This window comes from Planomicrobium soli (genome assembly GCF_003014655.1).
Classification (GTDB): domain Bacteria; phylum Bacillota; class Bacilli; order Bacillales_A; family Planococcaceae; genus Planococcus; species Planococcus soli_B.
The window spans coordinates 56,928-74,820 of sequence record NZ_PYAT01000010.1 but is presented as its reverse complement, the minus strand read 5'-3'; the positions used below and the strand labels follow the sequence as shown (position 1 = coordinate 74,820).

Sequence of the window (17,893 nt, the reverse complement as noted above, 5' to 3'; positions counted from 1 at the left end):
TTCTTTATGGATTGAATGTACAAATGAAGAACAAAAGATGGGTACAAACCAAGTAGTGGAGACAATACTAGAAGTTAAGAAATATGCAGAGAAAACTTCAATTCTTATTGATTGGCTTAAAATTAGGCTCTGTTAAATTTTAATGTTAATAATTATAAAAAATTAAAAGGAACCATTATAGGTTCCTTTTACGACAGTATTTTGTTTTTGATAGAGGTAGGATTTGTGGTGTATAGAATATAAGTCTGTGTCTTCGTCTTGATTACTACTCTATCAGTGGTTCCGTATGGTGTACCTATTCTAAAAGCTTTCTTGTCCTCGCCACCATATGTATCGTCTAAAGATACATCGATAATATCAGATGCAGGGATTTCCACCTTCGATAACTGCCACTTAATAGTAACTATGTCATTAGATTTTTTCACATTTATACCGAACATAAACTTCAACCCCTTCTAGACAAAACAAAATTAGTTCTACATATGTATACGGTATTACATAGTTAACGTTTCATTGAATTTATCCCTTTTTCTAATATTTTCATTAGTTACATTTGTGGGAAATAGACAACGATCAATAATCATCTTAATAATAATAGTATCGTCATTGCGATGCTTAATAATATCCAAGTATTGAAACCGGCTCAAGTAATGGTTGAGATATTAGTAGCCGCGCCATTAAAATGGTCAATCCAACCTTTTGGACGGCAGTAATTTAAATATCAACATAAATTTATAACAAAGCCTAAAATTTGATAAGTAATAAAGTAGTCTTCCGCGACTTACAAACCTTGCTAACTTAAAGCGCAAAAAATGAAACGATGACCAATAGATAAAGGAGAGTATAATGGTAAAGCTATTTATATCCGGTGGTGGAGATGAAAAGCAAGGAAAGAAATTCGATCAGGAATTTGCAAAAAGAATCGATTTAACTAAGCCGTTATTATATATTCCGATAGCCATGAAAGGAATAATATCTTCTGCTGATTGCTATCAGTGGGTGAGTAGTGTATTTAAGCCTTTAGGCATTGACGAAATTATAATGTGGACCGATTTGAATAACAGGACCCTTGAGAATTTAAAGCAGTTTTCAGCTGTCTATATCGGAGGAGGAAATACCTTCTCTTTGCTAAACGACTTACGCACCTCAAAATTCGATGTAGTGTTAAAAGAGTTTATAAAAAGTGGCGGTATACTATATGGCGGAAGTGCAGGTGCCATCATATTAGGTTCAAATATAATGACGTGTGCACACCTTGATCATAATGACGTAAAGTTGAGAGATTGTAATGGTTTAAATTTGATTCACGGTTTTGATGTTTGGTGTCATATGAACCTCAAAACGACGAGATGATTAAAGACTATATAACAGATTATAAGAAACCGGTACTAGTTTTGCCTGAGGGAACTGGCGCTTATTTTAGTGATGGGTATGTAAAAATTATTGGGATAAAACCCGCTTTTATTTTCAAAGAGAAGATTAAGGAAGAGCTCTTGCCGTCTTCAATACAGAGTCTGCGTTTATTATCGTGAACAGGTAGGCAGAGAAAATTATGTGTGGTAACTGACAAAAAACTAAATTAGGAGATGAGTAATGACTTCATTGTCTGATACAGCTGTAATGGAAGCACATGACTTAAAGAAAGTTTTAAAAGATATACTAGCAGGCGAGAAGGCATGGGAGAAAGAAAATGAAATTCTTCTAGTGAACTCAATGCTTGAACATATTGGTTCACTTGATAGCGAATTAAGGGACGGTTTGATTTACGGAACTTTTTCGAAATTGATACTGGAGAAAGAACTTGATCAAGAACTCTTGATCGAGATTCTAACTTCTTGTTTGGCTGCCAATAGGCTGTTCAAAGGCATAGGAGAAACTGAAACGGATACTGTGTTCACTAGATCTTTTACGACGTTATTAATAGCGCTCATTTTACATAGAAATAGTGAAGAGGATTTTCTTTCTAGTGATATGGTCTTTGAAATAAAGGAGAAACTAATTAGCTATATCGGTCTGGAAAATGATTTAAGAGGATTTGTTATGGGAAAAGGATGGGCGCATAGCATTGCTCATGTTGCTGATGCATTTGATGAGCTTATTAAAAATAAATATATTCATCAAGATTTTTATTTGGAAGTACTGAAAGCCTTATGGAATAAAGCATTGGTTTCAAATGCTATCTATATCCACGACGAAGAAGAGAGAATTCTAATACCGATAGTAAAAATGCTGAATAGAGGTTTAGAGCATAAATTGATTGTAGATTTGTTACGGAATATACCTTTAAGGTTAGAAGAGCAAAAAAGGAGAATCGAAGAAGAGAATTATTGGATTTTATACGCTAACTGTAAAAAGTTTCTAAAAAGCTTCTACATAAAAATTGCCGATGATAAAAACTTTTCATCACTTAAAAAGAGCATTAAAACTTGCCTCTTAGAAATTTAAGTTAATAAAAGTATAGATTAAGATGCTGCTCAACAAAACCTTCATATCTTTTAAATTAATATTAACAAGTTATGAGAAATACATAATAAACTACAGAAGAAAGGACTTTATAATGTCATACGCCTGGGACACGTGTTCATCGGAACTAAAAAAATTTATTTCCGATTCTTTGCGTAAGATTCAATCAATTATAACCTCGAAGCAAAAAGCCGGAATATGGGGTAGATCAAATCCTCCAAAAAGATTTCACGCCATAATCAGGCAAGCATCAGAGGCTTATGAAACAGAGAAGTCAGCTGCCATTTTCTCTGAAAGCGATTTGAATAGAATAAGAGATTATTTCAAAAAAAGTATAGAAGATCAGCTAAGAAGAATATAAGACAAGAAGTATAGGGAATCTGTCGGTCAAAAAGCAGCAGATGGTTTTTGACCGACAGATAGGTTGCCTTTCATTTGCCAAAATCTTGCTAAAAGGTTTTGGCTTTTTGTATGGATTGAAATAAATCAACTATAATATTAAAGAATTGGTGCAAAAATATTTTGCGCAAAGGAATTATTGTTTAAAATATTAGAAAAAAACATTTGCACCTTTCTAAGAGCCGTGGCAAAATAAATGAAAGGGTTTTCACAAAAGGCAGCGAGGAGATGGGTTATGAAAAAACAGCAGGAAATCGAAATTCCTTTTTTAATGGCTTTAATTCCGTTAGTGGTCATGATCGCCATTATGGCAGTCACCATCATCAAATTTGAAGGAAGTCCCCACGTACCTTTATTGATTGGTGCAGCAGTTGCAGCCTTTATCGGCTGGCGTTATGGCTACCAATGGAATGTGATTGAAGAAGGAGCTTATAAAGGGATTCGTTTGGCGCTTCCGGCAATTGTGATTATCATCTTGGTCGGCTTGATCATCGGAACTTGGATTGGCGGCGGTATTGTCGCTACTATGATCTATTATGGATTGAAAATCATCACACCGTCCTTATTCCTGGTAACAATCTGTATTATATGTGCAATTGTCACTTTGGCAATCGGTAGTTCCTGGTCGACGATGGGAACAATTGGTGTCGCCGGTATGGGAATTGGCATGAGTATGGGAATTCCGGCAGCAATGGTAGCCGGCGCCGTCATTTCCGGGGCTTATTTCGGCGATAAAATGTCTCCGCTGTCTGATACAACAAATTTAGCAGCAGGGATCACTGGAACGGACTTGTTCGTACATATAAAGCATATGATTTATACTACTATTCCTGGCCTTATCATTGCTTTGATCGTTTACTTTATCCTTGGCCGGCAATTCGGCGGGGCAGCGGTAGATACAGGCAACATCAGCACTATTCTAACAGCATTAGAAAGCAATTTCGTGATATCACCATGGTTATTGCTTGTGCCGCTCGCCGTTGTTGTAATGGTAGCCAAAAAAGTGCCAGCATTGCCAGCACTTGCTATTGGCGTTTTGCTGGGATGGCTATGCCACGTATTTATCCAGGGGGGCAATGTGGCTGATGCAGTCAATACACTCCATGATGGATATGCTATTGCGAGTGGCAATGAAATGGTCGATAACCTGTTTAACCGCGGTGGCATCGAGTCGATGATGTACACCGTATCACTTACTATAGTGGCTATGATTTTCGGTGGAATCATGGAACAAGTTGGAATGCTTCAAGCAATTGTAAAACAAATTTTAAAGGTGGCGAAATCAGCAGGCAGCCTTATCGCAGCCACAATTGTTTCCGCATTTTTTACGAATGCTACAGCATCTGAACAATACATATCAATCCTCCTTCCGGGAAGAATGTATGCCAGAGCTTTCAGGGATAAAAAATTGCATTCAAAAAATCTATCGCGTGCACTAGAAGATGGCGGAACAGTCACTTCGCCTTTGGTTCCTTGGAATACATGTGGCGTCTTTATTTTTGCGACGCTGGGAGTCGGAACATTTGCCTACGCGCCTTATGCTGTCTTGAACTACGCCGTCCCAATTATTTCAATCGTCATGGCGTTCATCGGTTTGAAGGTCGAATTCTTAACAGATGAAGAAATAAAGGCATTGGAAGAAAAAGAAGCAAGACATGCAGATGAGAACGAAGAAACCGAACCGTCAGGATCTGTGTTGACGTAACACTCAAAAGCATCGAGCTGGTCACAGCTTGGTGCTTTTTTATATTTTCTTTCCTACAGCTGTAGCTAAAAGATTCTTAATTTGATTAATAAGTTGAAAAGGATAGGAGCAGGAGTAGGCAGATGAAGAAACGATAATCGATATAAGCATCAGCGCCAAAACCTGTTGCAAGGTTTTGGCTTTTTACATTGAAGAGGCTCAAAGATAAGCACTCAAAGCAAAACTTATTCGAAAATATTTCTGGAAAAACTGTAACATTATAGGAAGTGGAACGTGTTACTAGTAGGAATAGATAAAGGGGGAACAAATGAAAAATTATCAGCTAGAGAATTTGTTTAAACTTTATTCAAAACCTCTTTATTATTTCCTATGGAAAATGTCGGGTTCTGCCCATTTGGCGGAAGATTTAACTCAAGAAACTTTTGTTAGGGCGACAATTTCGCTTCATACATATGAGGGGGAAGAAGCACGGGCATGGCTATTCAAAGTGGCGCGCAATGTATACATAGATGAATGGCGGAAAAGAAAACGCAGACAGGTCATCCCGTTAGTAAAGTTATTCCAAACAAGCGAAGAAATGATCAGTCCTTACGGATTGCCGGAAGAAGCTATCTTGTCGCAGGAAAGAGCCAGCGATTTGAATGAGTTGCTCAGGTACTTGCCGGAACAGTACCGAAGCATCCTTTACTTAAGGGAAGTGGAACAGTTTAGCTATGCCGAGATTAAAGCGGCATTGGACTTGACAGAAGACCAAGTGAAGGTCAATTTATACCGTGCCAGAAAGAAACTGGGAATAGTTGCTAAGAAGAAAGGGTGGCAGTATGACAGAATGGAATAAGGAATTAGAAAGAAGAATTTTGAAGAAGTCCCGTTTTACTTTGACCTTCCGGATTCTCCGGCTATTGCTTTTAGTAGTGCTGGTATACGGGCTGTATATGATGGCATTGAACATTATTTCAGATCGAATGAACATTGCGAAAGAACACGATTTCTATACAAAACTTGCTCTTGACTGGAAGGTCCCGAATCTCCGAGGGTCATTTAAATATGAAGAAGAAAATGTCACGCCTTTCGGTACACAGAAGCTTTCTTATCCTTTGTTTAAAAGAGTTGGGAAATCCGATATAGCCGTAGGTAAGGCAACTATTACAAAACGTATTTCAACCAGCAACTCCTATGTGGAATATGACCTGCCTGGGAAAGACCTGCTCGCTGAATTTTCTTTTTCTTATCCAGAAGATCCGCGAAACGGAAAAAAATTAGAGGCGTATTCAGAAGCGAACGTATGGGAAACGCTTGAGATGCTCCATGAAGGTACTGTAGCGGAGTTGGCATTCTCAACTGATCGTTTTATGTCGCCAGAGAACCTTGTAAAAGATCTGGAACCATACGATATTGATATTTTATGGATGCCGCTCCATTCAGGCGAGTTTGAAGAGTTTGATCCGAGTTGGGGCGGGAGCAATGATAGCCTCTCGGTCAATAACCCAATCGGTTTGACCGGAGGCCGTACGGCTTCTGAAAATTTTCTGGCGGATTCATTAACGTACTCGCTTAACCAAACAAGTGTGGAAGAAAGCAAGAAAGTGATGCTTCAGCATATGGAAACATTGCTTTCTGAAAAACCTTCATCGTACTATGACGATTTTTTAGGGCTTGGGTATTTAAATGAACGCCACAATTATATAAAAAATAAGGGTTTTATCGTATATGGAGCAGTTGTCACCGGTCCGGTCAAAGAACTTTTGAAACTTAAAGATGAAGAAACAGTCCGAGGAGAACAGCTGGGTGAAGTCGAACTTTGGAATTGGGAAGTGGAGTAAAAGGCTGAAATAATAAGCAGCATAAATTACTAAGAAAGGCCAAGCAGCTTTTTGAAGCACTTGGTTTTTTTTATATAAGTTGATTGAGCATCTATAAAGCCTTTTTCAATTTTATAAGAAAATTGAGGATGATATGGAAATAAATGTTTCTTATGATAAACTAATATTCATGGTTGATGATAAATCTAGAACATAAAATTAAATTAGGAGGTCGACAAACATTTCTCCTTTTCTGTTTTTTAGCATTCATTTAATTATCGGATTAGCGCTAATTTATAGCAAAGGCAAATTGCCTAAAAAGATGACCGTTTTTGGATCGGTCTTTTTCGTTATGAGTTTTCTGTATTGGGGAGTGGGATTTACTTAAAGGGTTATGCAGCTTTTTAAGTTGTAAAAAAAATAGTCAATTATCAAAATAAAACCTTTCATTATGCAAAGGCAGGGGGATTAAATAATGAAAGAAGTAAAAAAAGGGAAAAATGAGTTTTGGAGTGGGCAAAAGTTCTCTTTATTGCTTTTGCAGCAGCAGGGAGCATTCAGTTTTTCTTTTTTGTGCCGATTGTTGTAGATGGGGAATCAATGATGCCCATGCTTAAAAATGGCGATCGAATGATTGCCATTAAAATCGGTTACTTAGTCGGTGAACCAGACCGATTGGATATTGTGGTTTTTCATGTTTCAGAAAATAAGGATTATATTAAACGAGTGATTGGAATTTCTGGAGATCAAATAGTTTACGAAAATGATAAGTTATACATAAACGGAGAAATCCAAGATGAACCTTATTTAACTTCTCTTAAAGCCATACAAGAGACAGGCATTTCGTTGACAGAGGATTTTTCTCTTGAAGAACTAACAGAAGTACAGGTAATTCCAGAAGGACATGTTTTTGTTCTAGGAGACAATCGAAGAAATAGCACAGATAGCCGAATCATTGGTCTTGTGCCGATAGATAGTATAGTTGGTAGTACAAAATATGTCTTTTGGCCATACAGCGATATCGGCATTGTGGAGTAAGTTCGAAAAGCTAGAGGAGGAGTTTGTTTGTTCGCCAAGTTGAAAACAATCGCTTCACTATCTGTTCTGATAGGAGTAATTCTTCTTTTAGCAGATGTTAGGGAAATCTTCAATTTATACAACATCCCTTATATCTTGATTGTGACGGGGTAACTTTATTAGGTATCTCCTTACTGATTACCAATCAAGAAAAAAGTCTTTCAGGCAGAGTGGGACTGCATCGATTTGAACAAATAGGCTACGATCGAGAAGTGACAGCTTTATTCATTTATAAATGCGGTCGATGCGGCAAAGAGAAGAAAGTGATGAAAGCTTTTTAAGCAATTGAGTTTTACAAAGATTGATTCATGAAGTAGATAAGTGGGGACTTGCAAAGCTGTCTTCCTTTTAAGACCAGAAAATGTAGAACGGGTTTATCTATACATGTGCGTTATTTTGAAAAAAATTGATATCTACAAGTAAAGAAATGGTATAACTCGACTGTTTAATTCTTCTTAATAAGAAGAGCAATCTCTACAACTCTTAATCTAGGGGTGCGAAATGAAAGGAATCAAAGTAGTGTTGTTTGGTGTTATAGGAATAACCATGAGCTCTATTGCTTTTTGGATTGTTCTTTTATTTTTAGAGCCAGAAGAAGGGCTAGTTGCTTTGCTTGCGGCAGCTTTATTAGCTTTTAGTGTTGCTGCTTATACAGTAGTCCGTTATATAAAAAAGGGAGATCCGCATAATGAAGGCTTGGCAGCTTGCTTAACTAGCGTATTTTCTTCTATCGTCTTTTTTGTGCTTGCATTTTTTATAGTTGCTGGCAACATGCTTTTATATGACGTAGAACAAAGTTTAACCGAAAAGACCGAATTAACGGTAGAACAAAAAGTAAGTTATTATCAAGAGCTTATAACAGGCCATAAAGGCGCCTTGGACTTAGCGGAGTTGGAGAAAACGAGGAAGTCTGGCATCACTTTCTATTATGAAAAAGGTGCCGATCCTTCTGCAGCAATCGATCAAATTATCGCTTCCATTGAAGCAAATAAGCCATCGATTGAAAAAAACTTAGGCGGTAAAACCGATGCTGAAGTTTCCATTGTTCTATATAACGATTCTCTTACTATGCCTGTAAGAGAGTCGATCAATAATGCGTATACTGGATTTTATCAGGAATTTGATCAAACCATACATCTGCCTATGCCCATTGAGAAAAATACTGTAATTCATGAATACGTTCATCATCTTTTTTTGAATATTGCACGGGAGCAGGGTATAAATAGATTTGAAATTCCTAATTGGTTTAATGAGGGAGTCGCAACTTACTTATCCGAAAAAGAAGAAAGTTTGTCCCGTTCACTCATGCAGGATACAGAATACATAGAATTTCAATATCTAGAAACGCACGGTCAATGGGAAAACCATTTGCCTGAGCCGTACAGCCCTTATTTTCAAAGCGGCAGCTTTCTCCAGTACTTGGTAAGTAGAGAAGGAGACGATGTTATTTCAAAAATTTTCTTGGAAATGCAGGATTCTAGTTTCCAAGAAAGTTTTGAGAAAGTAACAGGAAAAACAATGGAAGCTTATGAGGCTGCGTTCTTTGCCGAAGTTCAAACCATATTAAAATTATGGGATAAAGCAGATTTGATGGAAAGAAAGGAGAAGGATTATGAGAAATCACTAGAGCTTTTTCTTGAAATTGCAGCTACAGCACCAAATCTGGAATTGGTTAACCACCGGATAGCAAATTTGTATACGGAAGCCGGGGAATATGAACAGGCAATAATCTACCGAAAAAAAGAGTTGGAATTGGCTAAAGCTGAAGAAAGAGAAAATCTAGCTGATTCTTATGGTTATTTGGCGGAAAGCCAGTTATTCATAGATATACCTGAAGCATTAAAAACCGCAAAATTAGCTGTGGAAGCTTCAACGGAGGAAGGGAGGTACTGGAACGAAGGTATCCTTAGTGAAATAGCGGTTCTAGAAAGTCATATTGAAAACGGGCATCCGCTCAAAGGATATCTTGAATTATTGAACGGAAGATTCACTATTAACAAAGGTGTGGAAAATCAGGGGCAAAAAATCGCTTTGATCGATCAGGCTCTTGGCAGTTATGCTGAAGGCGAAAGAGTAGAACGGGGGGCTTTGATAGAGTTAAAGCAAAGTCTTGAAAAGCAATTAATAGGAAAGTATTAAGGTGCTGTCCCGAAATTCCATAGTAAATATTAAGCTGGTAACCGCCAGCTTTTTTTCTTTCTTTGTTTTGTTTTTTTTTTGTTGCGGCTCATGCTTTATTGCTGAATCGATACCGAAAAGCTTTCTATAGTGAATGTTAATTTAGGTATGGCTAAAAGATAGGTTTTCTGCAATTCCCCTTTCTTTATTCCTCCTCACTTTCTATCAAGCCGATAGAAATAAAGTCCTCATCTTTATTTTATTCAACTCTTATACTTCAATGGTATAGTTATTACAAAAAGATGAGAACTGTATGATTAATCATAAATCTAAGGTAATTAATAAAGAAAATAAGACATTAATATAATGATTCAATTTCATCATTGACCAAAAGGGCAGTTGACAACCATACGAAACTCACGTAACGTTAGATATTGTGATAAATAGATTGGGAGGAAACTATATGAAGAAAGTAACCAATGTTTTCTGGATTTCACTCGCACTGGTCTTGTTGGCTGTCGGGTATGGAGCGTTTGCGCCAGATAACTTTGCAGAAGTTACCGGGAATATAGAAACATTCCTGACAACGTCATTCGGTTGGTACTATTTGCTGATCGTTTCGCTTATGGTCTTATTCTGCTTGTTTTTCCTTGTTAGTCCGATGGGGAATATTAGATTGGGGAAAGACACTGACAAACCGGAGTTTTCCTTTGGTACTTGGATTGCTATGCTATTCTCGGCAGGCATGGGTATTGGGCTTGTATTCTGGGGAGCAGCTGAACCGCTGTCCCACTATGCAATTGATCCTGCTACAGCGGAGCCTGGTACGGCAGAAGCATTCCGGGAATCCATGCGTTTTACATTTTTCCATTGGGGGATCCATGCTTGGGCCATTTATGCAGTAGTTGCGCTGTCCCTTGCGTATTTCCAATTCCGCAAAGGTGAACCTGGCCTTATTTCAGCAACCTTGAAGCCGCTATTCGGAGAAAAAATGAATGGGCCTTTGGGAACTTTGGTGGATGTTATTGCGGTTTTCGCCACTGCAGTGGGTGTCGCCACTACGCTTGGTTTCGGTACTATCCAAATCAATGAAGGTTTAGCATTCTTATTTGATGCAGTTCCTGGAGACAACTTTGTAGTTCAAATCATTATTATTGCTATTGTTACTGTTCTATTCCTGATATCTGCATGGAGCGGACTAAGTAAAGGTATCAAGTATTTGTCGAACACCAATATGGTATTGGCGATTTCGCTTCTTGTCCTGGTGTTGATTTTAGGGCCGACATTGCTGATTTTGAACATGTTCACTGATTCAATAGGAAGCTATTTTCAAAATTTGATGCGCATGAGTTTCCGTGCGGCTCCGGTTGATGATGAAAACCGTGCATGGATTGATGCTTGGACAATCTTTTACTGGGCATGGTGGATTTCCTGGTCTCCATTTGTTGGGATATTCATCGCTCGGGTTTCAAAAGGCCGGACGATTCGTCAATTCTTATTTGGTGTCTTAGTTGTACCTACGTTGCTCAGCTTTTTCTGGTTTGCAGCATTTGGTTCAACGGCTATCGATGTCCAAAACAGTGGTACCGATTTAACTGGCTTATTGACATCTGAAACTTTGTTTGCCGTGTTTAATCAACTGCCATTGGGTACAATTTTATCTATCATTGCAGTTTTATTGGTTACAACGTTTTTTGTTACTTCCGCCGACTCGGCAACATTCGTTCTTGGCATGCAATCAACAAACGGTTCACTGCATCCATCAAATGCGATAAAGGTTACTTGGGGCCTTGCTCAATCGTCTATCGCTGTTATTCTATTGTCAGCAGGAGGCCTCGGTGCACTTCAAACAGCATTGATCATTTCAGCGTTCCCGTTTTCTATAATCATGCTTCTAATGATGGGATCTTTCTATAAATCGTTGAATCTCGAGTATAAAGCCATGAAACGCAGACGATAAAACCGCCGCTTCGGCGGTTTTTTTGTTCAATAACAGGTATAATGAGTGAAGTGTTTTACGAAGGATGGAGGATTTACAATGAATGAAAAACCACATGTTTTATTAGTGGATGGGATGGCGATCTTGTTCCGCTCGTTTTTTGCGACGTCTGTTGTCGGTCAATATTTAAGGACTTCTGAAGGTTTGGCGACAAATGCAGTGCAGGGATTTGCCCGCCATGTGCTTGCTGCCAAAACGATGATGAAGCCGACGCATCTTGCAGTGTGCTGGGACATGGGAGCACATACCTTCCGGACGGATATGTTCGAGGGCTATAAATCGAACCGGCCGGCGCCGCCTGACGATATGCTCCACCAGTTTGATCTGGCGAAAAAAGTGTCCGAGCAATTGGGCTGGATGAATTACGGTGAGAAAGGGATCGAGGCGGATGATTTTATCGGCTCGTTCACAAAACAATGGCAGGACAAAGCGAAGTTCACAATCATCACAGGTGACAAAGACATGCTGCAATTGCTGAATCCTTCGGTCGAGATCGCTTTTATGAAAAAGGGCTTCCATATTTATGATGTATACACCGAAGATCGGTTTAAAGAAGAGTATGGCATTGAGCCGACGCAATTTGCCGATGTAAAAGCGTTCATGGGAGATGCGAGCGATGGATACCCGGGTGTCAAAGGCATTGGACCAAAGACTGCACTGCAATTGATCCAGAAATACGGCTCGACGGACGGCGTGCTTGCAGCCATCGATGAACTGAAACCAGCACAAAAGAAAAAGATAGAAGAGCATAAGGATATGCTGCTGCTATCTAAAGAATTGGCTGTCATCAAGTGCGACATTCCACTCGACGTATCACTTGATGAAATTACTGTGCCGAATTATACGAGTGATATGGTCCAGTTGTTTGACGACCAAGAACTCAGATTGTTGGCGCGCCAACTGGAAAAAAGTTTAGCGCCAGTCAACCCTTTTGAATAGGAATAATTTTGATGAAGGTAAGAACAGTCCGGTTCTTATTATAAGAAACCGCCCGAACTTTACTCGGGCGGTTTTTTTGTCCATTGTCGTGGATATATAAAACCAAATCATCCGGCTTTTCTTCAAAGCCGATGAGCGGCACCCAATGATAGTTGTAGGTAGGCTGTGAGAACCAGCGGAACGAGAACCAACGGTCGAATTTCATGGCGAGCGGGCGTCCGGCAAGCAGCTCACTTTTCACTTCATCCAGAGTCCTTGCTCTTTTAATGGCATAGCGCTGTCCGGCAAGCCGGCGCAGATTTTTCAATAGCCGCCACGTGAACAAACCGATTGGCGTGGTGCCGAGTATGTTGTACAGCTCGTTGATGCCGTGGTCGACTCGTTCGTAATGGCTAAGGATAGCTGCAGCTGTGACTGGCCCGCACGCGGAGCCCTGCTTTTTGGAGTCTATGTCCTTAGCGTACTGGGACAATCCTCTGAACGGAATGACAGTTTTCACAGCACCCAACTCCTTTGTGTAGTAACGTCTATTTCATTCCGGATAATGCATTTTCGTTTTCTTTAAGCAAGACTTTCAATGCGGTACGGAAGTTTATATACACTTCCAGGTCTACTTGTATGCCGGCGTGGACAATTTCCTGTACAAAGCGGGGGTTGAATCCTACATAAAGCGGGCGGAGCCCCATCAATTTCTGGGCGCTGTTCAATTCGGCCAGTTCGCTCGCCAATTCATTATAGTCGAAGGTTTCAACGTCCTCTAATGCAACGCCTGTGAAATCGAAGACAACGCATTCGGTTTCTCTATGTTCAGCGGCATACTTCAGAACCTTGGTACGGATGGTTTCAAAACGGTCCCGGTAGATGAACCCGGCAATCGGCACTAGAATAGTACGGGGCACTATAGAAGGAATGATGGGAACAGACATGTTTTTAATGACCTTCTCGTAATACTGGACCAGCTCTCTTAATTCTTTCAATTCCTGTTGCTCATTCATGTAAAACACCTCAATCGTTCATAATAAGTAGCAGCAGAACTCAAAAAAATGAATATGCTTTACTCTTTTTGTTCAGCCAGGAATTGTGTGACCGATTCCGGAGATTTTGCATTAGCGCTGTGAAGGTGAGCAGTTTTCTCGCCGTTCTTGAAAATTAGCAAGCTCGGAATGCCCATCACTTCCCATTTTTCTGCTAGTTCCGGCAGCTCATCACGGTTGACGTCAAACCATTGGTAACGGTTGAATTCTTGCACGATTGGATCGATAAACATGTCCATCCGTGTGCAATCCGGGCACCAGCCTGCTTGGAATTTTACAACAACCGGCTCATCTCCGGAGATCACTTCTGTAAATTGTTCAATAGTAGTTAATGTTTTCATTACTTTTCGCCTCCATATTCTACTTTTTAGTGTACCGTTCAAAAGTGGATTCGGAAAGAAATTAATCTTTTGGTCAAAGTAAATTTCCTGGTAATTAAATATTGCGAAAAAAAAGAATTTACTTTAAACTAGGAGACATAGAGAACGTTCTATTTTTTTAAGCAAAAAATGAATGAGCATTCATTCAAAACTATTGGGAGGGCTTGCGAGTGGCATACCAAATACAAAAAGCAGCAGTGCTCGGTTCTGGCGTTATGGGTTCTGGAATTGCGGCACATCTTGCAAACATTGGAATTCCTGTATTACTGCTAGACATTGTTCCCCGTGAATTATCAAAAGAAGAGGAAGCACAAGGCTTGTCTCTTCAGGACAAAGCGGTGAGGAACCGCTTTGCGCATACATCCATCCAAAAATTACTGAAACACAAACCAGCGCCGCTTACGGCAAAAAAGAATCTGGAACTGTTGACACCCGGAAATTTGGAAGACGATTTAGAAAAGTTGAAGGATGTCGACTGGATTATCGAAGTGGTTGTTGAAAATCTGGATATAAAAAAATCCCTCTATGAGAAAATTGACGCGGTCAGAAAACCGGGGACGATCATCTCGTCCAATACTTCAGGAATCAGCATCAATGCGATGGCTGAAGGGCGTTCGGAGGATTTCCAAAGCCATTTCCTTGGAACCCATTTCTTCAATCCGCCGCGTTACCTGAAATTGCTTGAAGTGATCCCTGCCAAGACGACAGCACCTGAAGTAGTCGAATTCATGACCCGGTTTGGAGAAGACCGTTTAGGAAAAGGCGTCGTTATTGCAAAAGATACACCAAATTTTATAGCAAACCGCATCGGTACATATGGTCTGTTGGTAACAATCCGCGAAATGCAAAAACGCGGCTATTCAGTCGGCGAAGTGGATTCAGTCACCGGGCCATTGATCGGACGCCCGAAATCGGCAACATTCCGAACTCTTGATGTGGTGGGGTTGGACACGTTTATGCACGTGGCCAAAAACGTTTACGACCAGACCTCGGGTGATGAGAAAAAAGTGTTCGAAGCTCCTGAATTTTTAATGAAAATGGTGGACAATGGTTGGCTTGGATCAAAAACGGGTCAAGGATTCTTTCTGAAAAAAGACAAGGAAATATTGGAGCTTGATCCTCAAACCCTGGAATATCGGCCAGCCGGAAAATTGAAAACGCCTTCACAAGAAATGGCGCAACAGCAAAAAGGCCTTTCCGCAAAAATGAAAACGCTTGTCTACGCTAATGACCGGACAGGTGAATTGCTTTGGAACATTCTTGCTCCGGCGCTTCGCTATTCTGCCCAATTGACAGGTGAAATTGCGGATAACATCGTCGCAATTGATAATGCCATGAAATGGGGCTTCGGTTGGCAGCAAGGACCGTTTGAAATATGGGATGCTATCGGTGTTAAAGAATCCATCGAAAAGATGAAGCAGGAAGACCAGGAAATTCCTGCTTTCGTCCAAACACTGCTCGATTCAGGAAATGAAACGTTCTATAAAGAAGTGAACGGAGATCTTTATTTCTTTGACGGCTCGGATTATCAGCCGGTGCCGGTCAATGAAAAAGTGATTGACCTGAAACGGTATAAGAAGAAACATGGCGTTATAAAATCCAATGCAGGTGCCAGCTTGATCGACCTTGGAGACGGCATTGCGCTTCTTGAATTTCATTCCCAGTCGAATTCCATCGGGCTGGATATTATCCAGATGATCAATTTCGCTGTCGATGAAGTGGAGAAAAACTTCAAAGGGCTTGTCATCGGCAACCAAGGAAAGAACTTTTGTGTCGGTGCAAATTTAGGGATGATTTTGATGGAAGCGCAGGATGACAATATTTTCGAGTTGGATTTTACGATAAAAGCTTTCCAGAACGCCATGATGAAAATCAAGTATTGCACAAAGCCGGTGGTAGCGGCACCGTTTGGCATGTCGCTTGGAGGCGGAGCGGAAGTGGCACTCCCTGCAGCACATATCCAGGCTTCGATGGAAACGTATATGGGCTTGGTAGAAGCAGGTGTAGGGCTGATCCCAGGCGGCGGCGGAAACAAAGAATTGTACATCAAACACTTGAAGGGCTTGCCGAAAGGGGTTTTGGTCGACTATCAAAATGTCGCCAGCAAAGTATTTGAATCGATTGCGACAGCAAAAGTGTCGACATCGGCAGAAGAAGCCCGTGAAAACAATTTCCTTAACTTTGTAGACGGCATTAGTGTCAATAGCGACCACTTGATCCATGATGCAAAACAAGCAGCGTTGGCGTTGCATGAAATGGGATATCAGCCGCCAAAACGAGAAAAAGTGCCGGTTACCGGTGAACCGGGCTATGCCACATTGTTATTGGGTGCAGAAGGCATGCTGCTGTCCGGGTATATCAGCGAATACGATTTGAAAATCGCAAAAAAATTGGCTTTTGTCTTAGCTGGCGGAAAAGTCCCGTACGGTACATTGGTGGATGAACAGTATTTGCTCGATTTAGAGCGCGAAGCATTTCTGAGTCTGGTGGCAGAACCGAAAACGCAGCAGCGGATGCAGCATATGCTCGTTAAAGGAAAACCGTTGCGCAATTAATGCCGCAACAAGAATACGAGGAGGAAAACACATGCGCGAAGCAGTAATCGTATCCGGTGCTCGCACACCGGTCGGAAAAGCAAAAAAAGGATCACTTGCAACTGTACGCCCGGATGATTTCGGCGCATTGGCTGTTAAAGAAGCCCTGAAGCGGGCAGATGGTTATGACGGTCCAATCGATGATTTAATCATGGGCTGTGCGATGCCGGAAGCGGAACAAGGCATGAACATTGCCCGCAATATCGGCGCTCTTGCCGGCTTGCCGGAAACCGTGTCTGCTGTAACAATCAACCGTTTCTGCTCATCTGGCCTGCAGTCGATCGCTTATGCGGCTGAACGCATCATGGTCGGCTCGGCAGAGGCCATCATCGCCGGTGGGGTAGAATCGATGAGCATGGTGCCGATGATGGGCAACGTTATCCGGCCGAACGCTAAATTGGCAGAGGCAGCCCCCCAATATTATATGAGCATGGGCCACACTGCGGAACAAGTTGCAACCCAATACGGCGTCAGCCGGGAAGACCAGGATGCATTTTCGGTCCGTTCGCATGAAAAAGCGGCAGCAGCCATAGAAAAAGGCCATTTTGTCGAAGAAATTGTTCCTGTTGAAGTAGTGAAGCGCTATGTCGATGAAAACAACAAATATCAGGAAAAAACATTTATGTTCGAAATGGACGAAGGGGTCCGCCATGGTACGACAGTCCAAACCTTGAACAAATTACGTGCAGTCTTCTCGGCACGTGGCACAGTAACAGCCGGAAATTCATCCCAAACTTCGGATGGAGCTGGTGCATTGCTTGTAATGGATCGCGAAAAAGCGGAAGCGCTCGGCCTAAAGCCGCTTGCAAAATTCCGGTCATTTGCCACAGGCGGTGTTCCGCCGGAAGTGATGGGAATTGGCCCGATTGTAGCCATTCCAAAAGCATTGAAACTAGCTGGTTTATCCATTGAAGACATTGATGTATGGGAATTGAATGAAGCATTCGCCTCGCAATCGCTCGGGGTTATCCGGCATTTGAATATTGACATCGACAAAGTCAACTTAAATGGCGGCGCCATTGCACTTGGCCACCCGCTAGGCGCCACAGGTTCCATTTTGACACTGAAGATGATGAGTGAACTTAAGCGCCAAGGCAAACAATTCGGCGTCGTCACCATGTGCATCGGCGGCGGAATGGGCGCAGCTGGCGTGTTTGAGATGCTTTAAGATTTTTAACTACTTATAAAGAAAAATATATCTTATTTAACTTGTCACTTTATAAAGATATGGAGCAAAACTGCGAAGACTCCAGCGGGAAAGCGAGACAGTCGAGACCCCACAGCAGCGGAAGCTGCGAGGAGGCTCGGCGCTCACCCGCGGAAAGCGAAGCAGTTTTGCGGAATATCTATTCAATACGCTTTAGAAATAAAATATAGGAGGAA

The 17,893-nt window shown here is 41.0% G+C and carries 15 protein-coding genes and 2 pseudogenes; 13 read left to right on the top strand and 4 right to left on the bottom strand.

Going from position 1 to position 17,893, the window contains the following annotated elements; all coding sequences use genetic code 11:
• Nucleotides 1-188 precede the first annotated feature (188 nt).
• Nucleotides 189-440, bottom strand: coding sequence for a SunI/YnzG family protein (locus B0H99_RS18080; RefSeq protein ID WP_106534152.1), 252 nt, complete (start codon nt 438-440; stop codon nt 189-191).
• Nucleotides 441-846: 406 nt separating this feature from the next.
• Between B0H99_RS18080 and B0H99_RS13165 the strand changes: the two genes are divergently transcribed.
• The 11 genes and pseudogenes from B0H99_RS13165 to B0H99_RS13120 all read left to right on the top strand — a co-directional run bounded on the left by B0H99_RS13165 (nt 847) and on the right by B0H99_RS13120 (nt 12,502).
• Nucleotides 847-1,353 (top strand): Type 1 glutamine amidotransferase-like domain-containing protein, encoded by a 507-nt coding sequence (locus B0H99_RS13165; protein ID WP_245894537.1) that lies wholly within the window; start codon nt 847-849, stop codon nt 1,351-1,353.
• 240 nt (nt 1,354-1,593) lie between these two features.
• A complete protein-coding gene (locus B0H99_RS13160) occupies nt 1,594-2,445 on the top strand; it encodes a DUF2785 domain-containing protein (protein ID WP_245894536.1) in 852 nt (283 codons plus the stop codon).
• A gap of 22 nt (nt 2,446-2,467) precedes the next feature.
• On the top strand, nt 2,468-2,824 hold the full coding sequence (locus tag B0H99_RS18230) for an aminoglycoside adenylyltransferase domain-containing protein (RefSeq protein WP_106534151.1): 357 nt from the start codon (nt 2,468-2,470) through the stop codon (nt 2,822-2,824).
• 273 nt (nt 2,825-3,097) lie between these two features.
• On the top strand, nt 3,098-4,567 hold the full coding sequence (nhaC, locus tag B0H99_RS13150; protein ID WP_106534150.1) for a Na+/H+ antiporter NhaC: 1,470 nt from the start codon (nt 3,098-3,100) through the stop codon (nt 4,565-4,567).
• Nucleotides 4,568-4,874: 307 nt separating this feature from the next.
• Nucleotides 4,875-5,405 (top strand): RNA polymerase sigma factor, encoded by a 531-nt coding sequence (locus B0H99_RS13145; RefSeq protein WP_106534149.1) that lies wholly within the window; start codon nt 4,875-4,877, stop codon nt 5,403-5,405.
• On the top strand, nt 5,389-6,390 hold the full coding sequence (locus B0H99_RS13140) for an anti-sigma factor (protein ID WP_106534148.1): 1,002 nt from the start codon (nt 5,389-5,391) through the stop codon (nt 6,388-6,390). The genes B0H99_RS13145 and B0H99_RS13140 overlap by 17 nt, the downstream gene beginning before the upstream one ends.
• 454 nt (nt 6,391-6,844) lie before the next feature.
• Nucleotides 6,845-7,407: pseudogene (gene lepB, locus B0H99_RS13135) on the top strand (signal peptidase I).
• Nucleotides 7,408-7,434: 27 nt separating this feature from the next.
• Nucleotides 7,435-7,560 (top strand): hypothetical protein, encoded by a 126-nt coding sequence (locus B0H99_RS18165; RefSeq protein ID WP_281258874.1) that lies wholly within the window; start codon nt 7,435-7,437, stop codon nt 7,558-7,560.
• A 387-nt stretch (nt 7,561-7,947) separates the two neighbouring features.
• Nucleotides 7,948-9,585, top strand: a complete 1,638-nt coding sequence (locus B0H99_RS13130; protein ID WP_106534146.1) for a tetratricopeptide repeat protein — start codon at nt 7,948-7,950, stop codon at nt 9,583-9,585.
• Between the two features lie 406 nt (nt 9,586-9,991).
• Nucleotides 9,992-11,524 (top strand): annotated as a pseudogene (locus B0H99_RS13125) (glycine betaine uptake BCCT transporter); the annotation flags it as partial.
• A gap of 78 nt (nt 11,525-11,602) precedes the next feature.
• Nucleotides 11,603-12,502 carry a 5'-3' exonuclease gene (locus B0H99_RS13120; protein ID WP_106534144.1) on the top strand — a complete coding sequence of 300 codons (900 nt, stop codon included), beginning with the start codon at nt 11,603-11,605 and terminating at the stop codon, nt 12,500-12,502.
• On the opposite strand, the gene B0H99_RS13115 is transcribed toward B0H99_RS13120, so the two are convergent.
• Genes B0H99_RS13115 through B0H99_RS13105 form a run of 3 tightly spaced genes read right to left on the bottom strand, consistent with a single transcriptional unit; the run spans nt 12,486 to nt 13,877 of the window.
• The gene (locus B0H99_RS13115; protein WP_106534143.1) at nt 12,486-13,001 is read right to left on the bottom strand and encodes a C39 family peptidase; all 516 of its coding nucleotides are present in this window, start codon (nt 12,999-13,001) and stop codon (nt 12,486-12,488) included. The two genes, B0H99_RS13120 and B0H99_RS13115, sit on opposite strands and share 17 nt — an antisense overlap.
• A gap of 28 nt (nt 13,002-13,029) precedes the next feature.
• Nucleotides 13,030-13,497: an STAS domain-containing protein gene (locus B0H99_RS13110; protein WP_106534142.1), complete on the bottom strand. Its 468-nt coding sequence runs from the start codon at nt 13,495-13,497 to the stop codon at nt 13,030-13,032.
• Between the two features lie 59 nt (nt 13,498-13,556).
• Nucleotides 13,557-13,877 (bottom strand): thioredoxin family protein, encoded by a 321-nt coding sequence (locus B0H99_RS13105; RefSeq protein ID WP_106534141.1) that lies wholly within the window; start codon nt 13,875-13,877, stop codon nt 13,557-13,559.
• Between the two features lie 209 nt (nt 13,878-14,086).
• Here B0H99_RS13105 and B0H99_RS13100 point away from each other — a divergent pair, with 209 nt between their 5' ends.
• Nucleotides 14,087-16,471, top strand: a complete 2,385-nt coding sequence (locus tag B0H99_RS13100; protein ID WP_106534140.1) for a 3-hydroxyacyl-CoA dehydrogenase/enoyl-CoA hydratase family protein — start codon at nt 14,087-14,089, stop codon at nt 16,469-16,471.
• A gap of 31 nt (nt 16,472-16,502) precedes the next feature.
• Nucleotides 16,503-17,678 carry an acetyl-CoA C-acetyltransferase gene (locus B0H99_RS13095; protein WP_106534139.1) on the top strand — a complete coding sequence of 392 codons (1,176 nt, stop codon included), beginning with the start codon at nt 16,503-16,505 and terminating at the stop codon, nt 17,676-17,678.
• The last annotated feature ends 215 nt before the right edge of the window (nt 17,679-17,893 follow it).

Bases quoted from the DNA above. Each gene is read 5' to 3' on its own strand.
- B0H99_RS18080 (WP_106534152.1), bottom strand. From the start codon at position 440: ATGTTCGGTATAAATGTGAAAAAATCTAATGACATAGTTACTATTAAG.
- B0H99_RS13165 (WP_245894537.1), top strand. From the start codon at position 847: ATGGTAAAGCTATTTATATCCGGTGGTGGAGATGAAAAGCAAGGAAAG.
- B0H99_RS13160 (WP_245894536.1), top strand. From the start codon at position 1,594: ATGACTTCATTGTCTGATACAGCTGTAATGGAAGCACATGACTTAAAG.
- B0H99_RS18230 (WP_106534151.1), top strand. From the start codon at position 2,468: ATGCTGCTCAACAAAACCTTCATATCTTTTAAATTAATATTAACAAGT.
- nhaC (WP_106534150.1), top strand. From the start codon at position 3,098: ATGAAAAAACAGCAGGAAATCGAAATTCCTTTTTTAATGGCTTTAATT.
- B0H99_RS13145 (WP_106534149.1), top strand. From the start codon at position 4,875: ATGAAAAATTATCAGCTAGAGAATTTGTTTAAACTTTATTCAAAACCT.
- B0H99_RS13140 (WP_106534148.1), top strand. From the start codon at position 5,389: ATGACAGAATGGAATAAGGAATTAGAAAGAAGAATTTTGAAGAAGTCC.
- B0H99_RS13130 (WP_106534146.1), top strand. From the start codon at position 7,948: ATGAAAGGAATCAAAGTAGTGTTGTTTGGTGTTATAGGAATAACCATG.
- B0H99_RS13120 (WP_106534144.1), top strand. From the start codon at position 11,603: ATGAATGAAAAACCACATGTTTTATTAGTGGATGGGATGGCGATCTTG.
- B0H99_RS13110 (WP_106534142.1), bottom strand. From the start codon at position 13,497: ATGAATGAGCAACAGGAATTGAAAGAATTAAGAGAGCTGGTCCAGTAT.
- B0H99_RS13105 (WP_106534141.1), bottom strand. From the start codon at position 13,877: ATGAAAACATTAACTACTATTGAACAATTTACAGAAGTGATCTCCGGA.
- B0H99_RS13095 (WP_106534139.1), top strand. From the start codon at position 16,503: ATGCGCGAAGCAGTAATCGTATCCGGTGCTCGCACACCGGTCGGAAAA.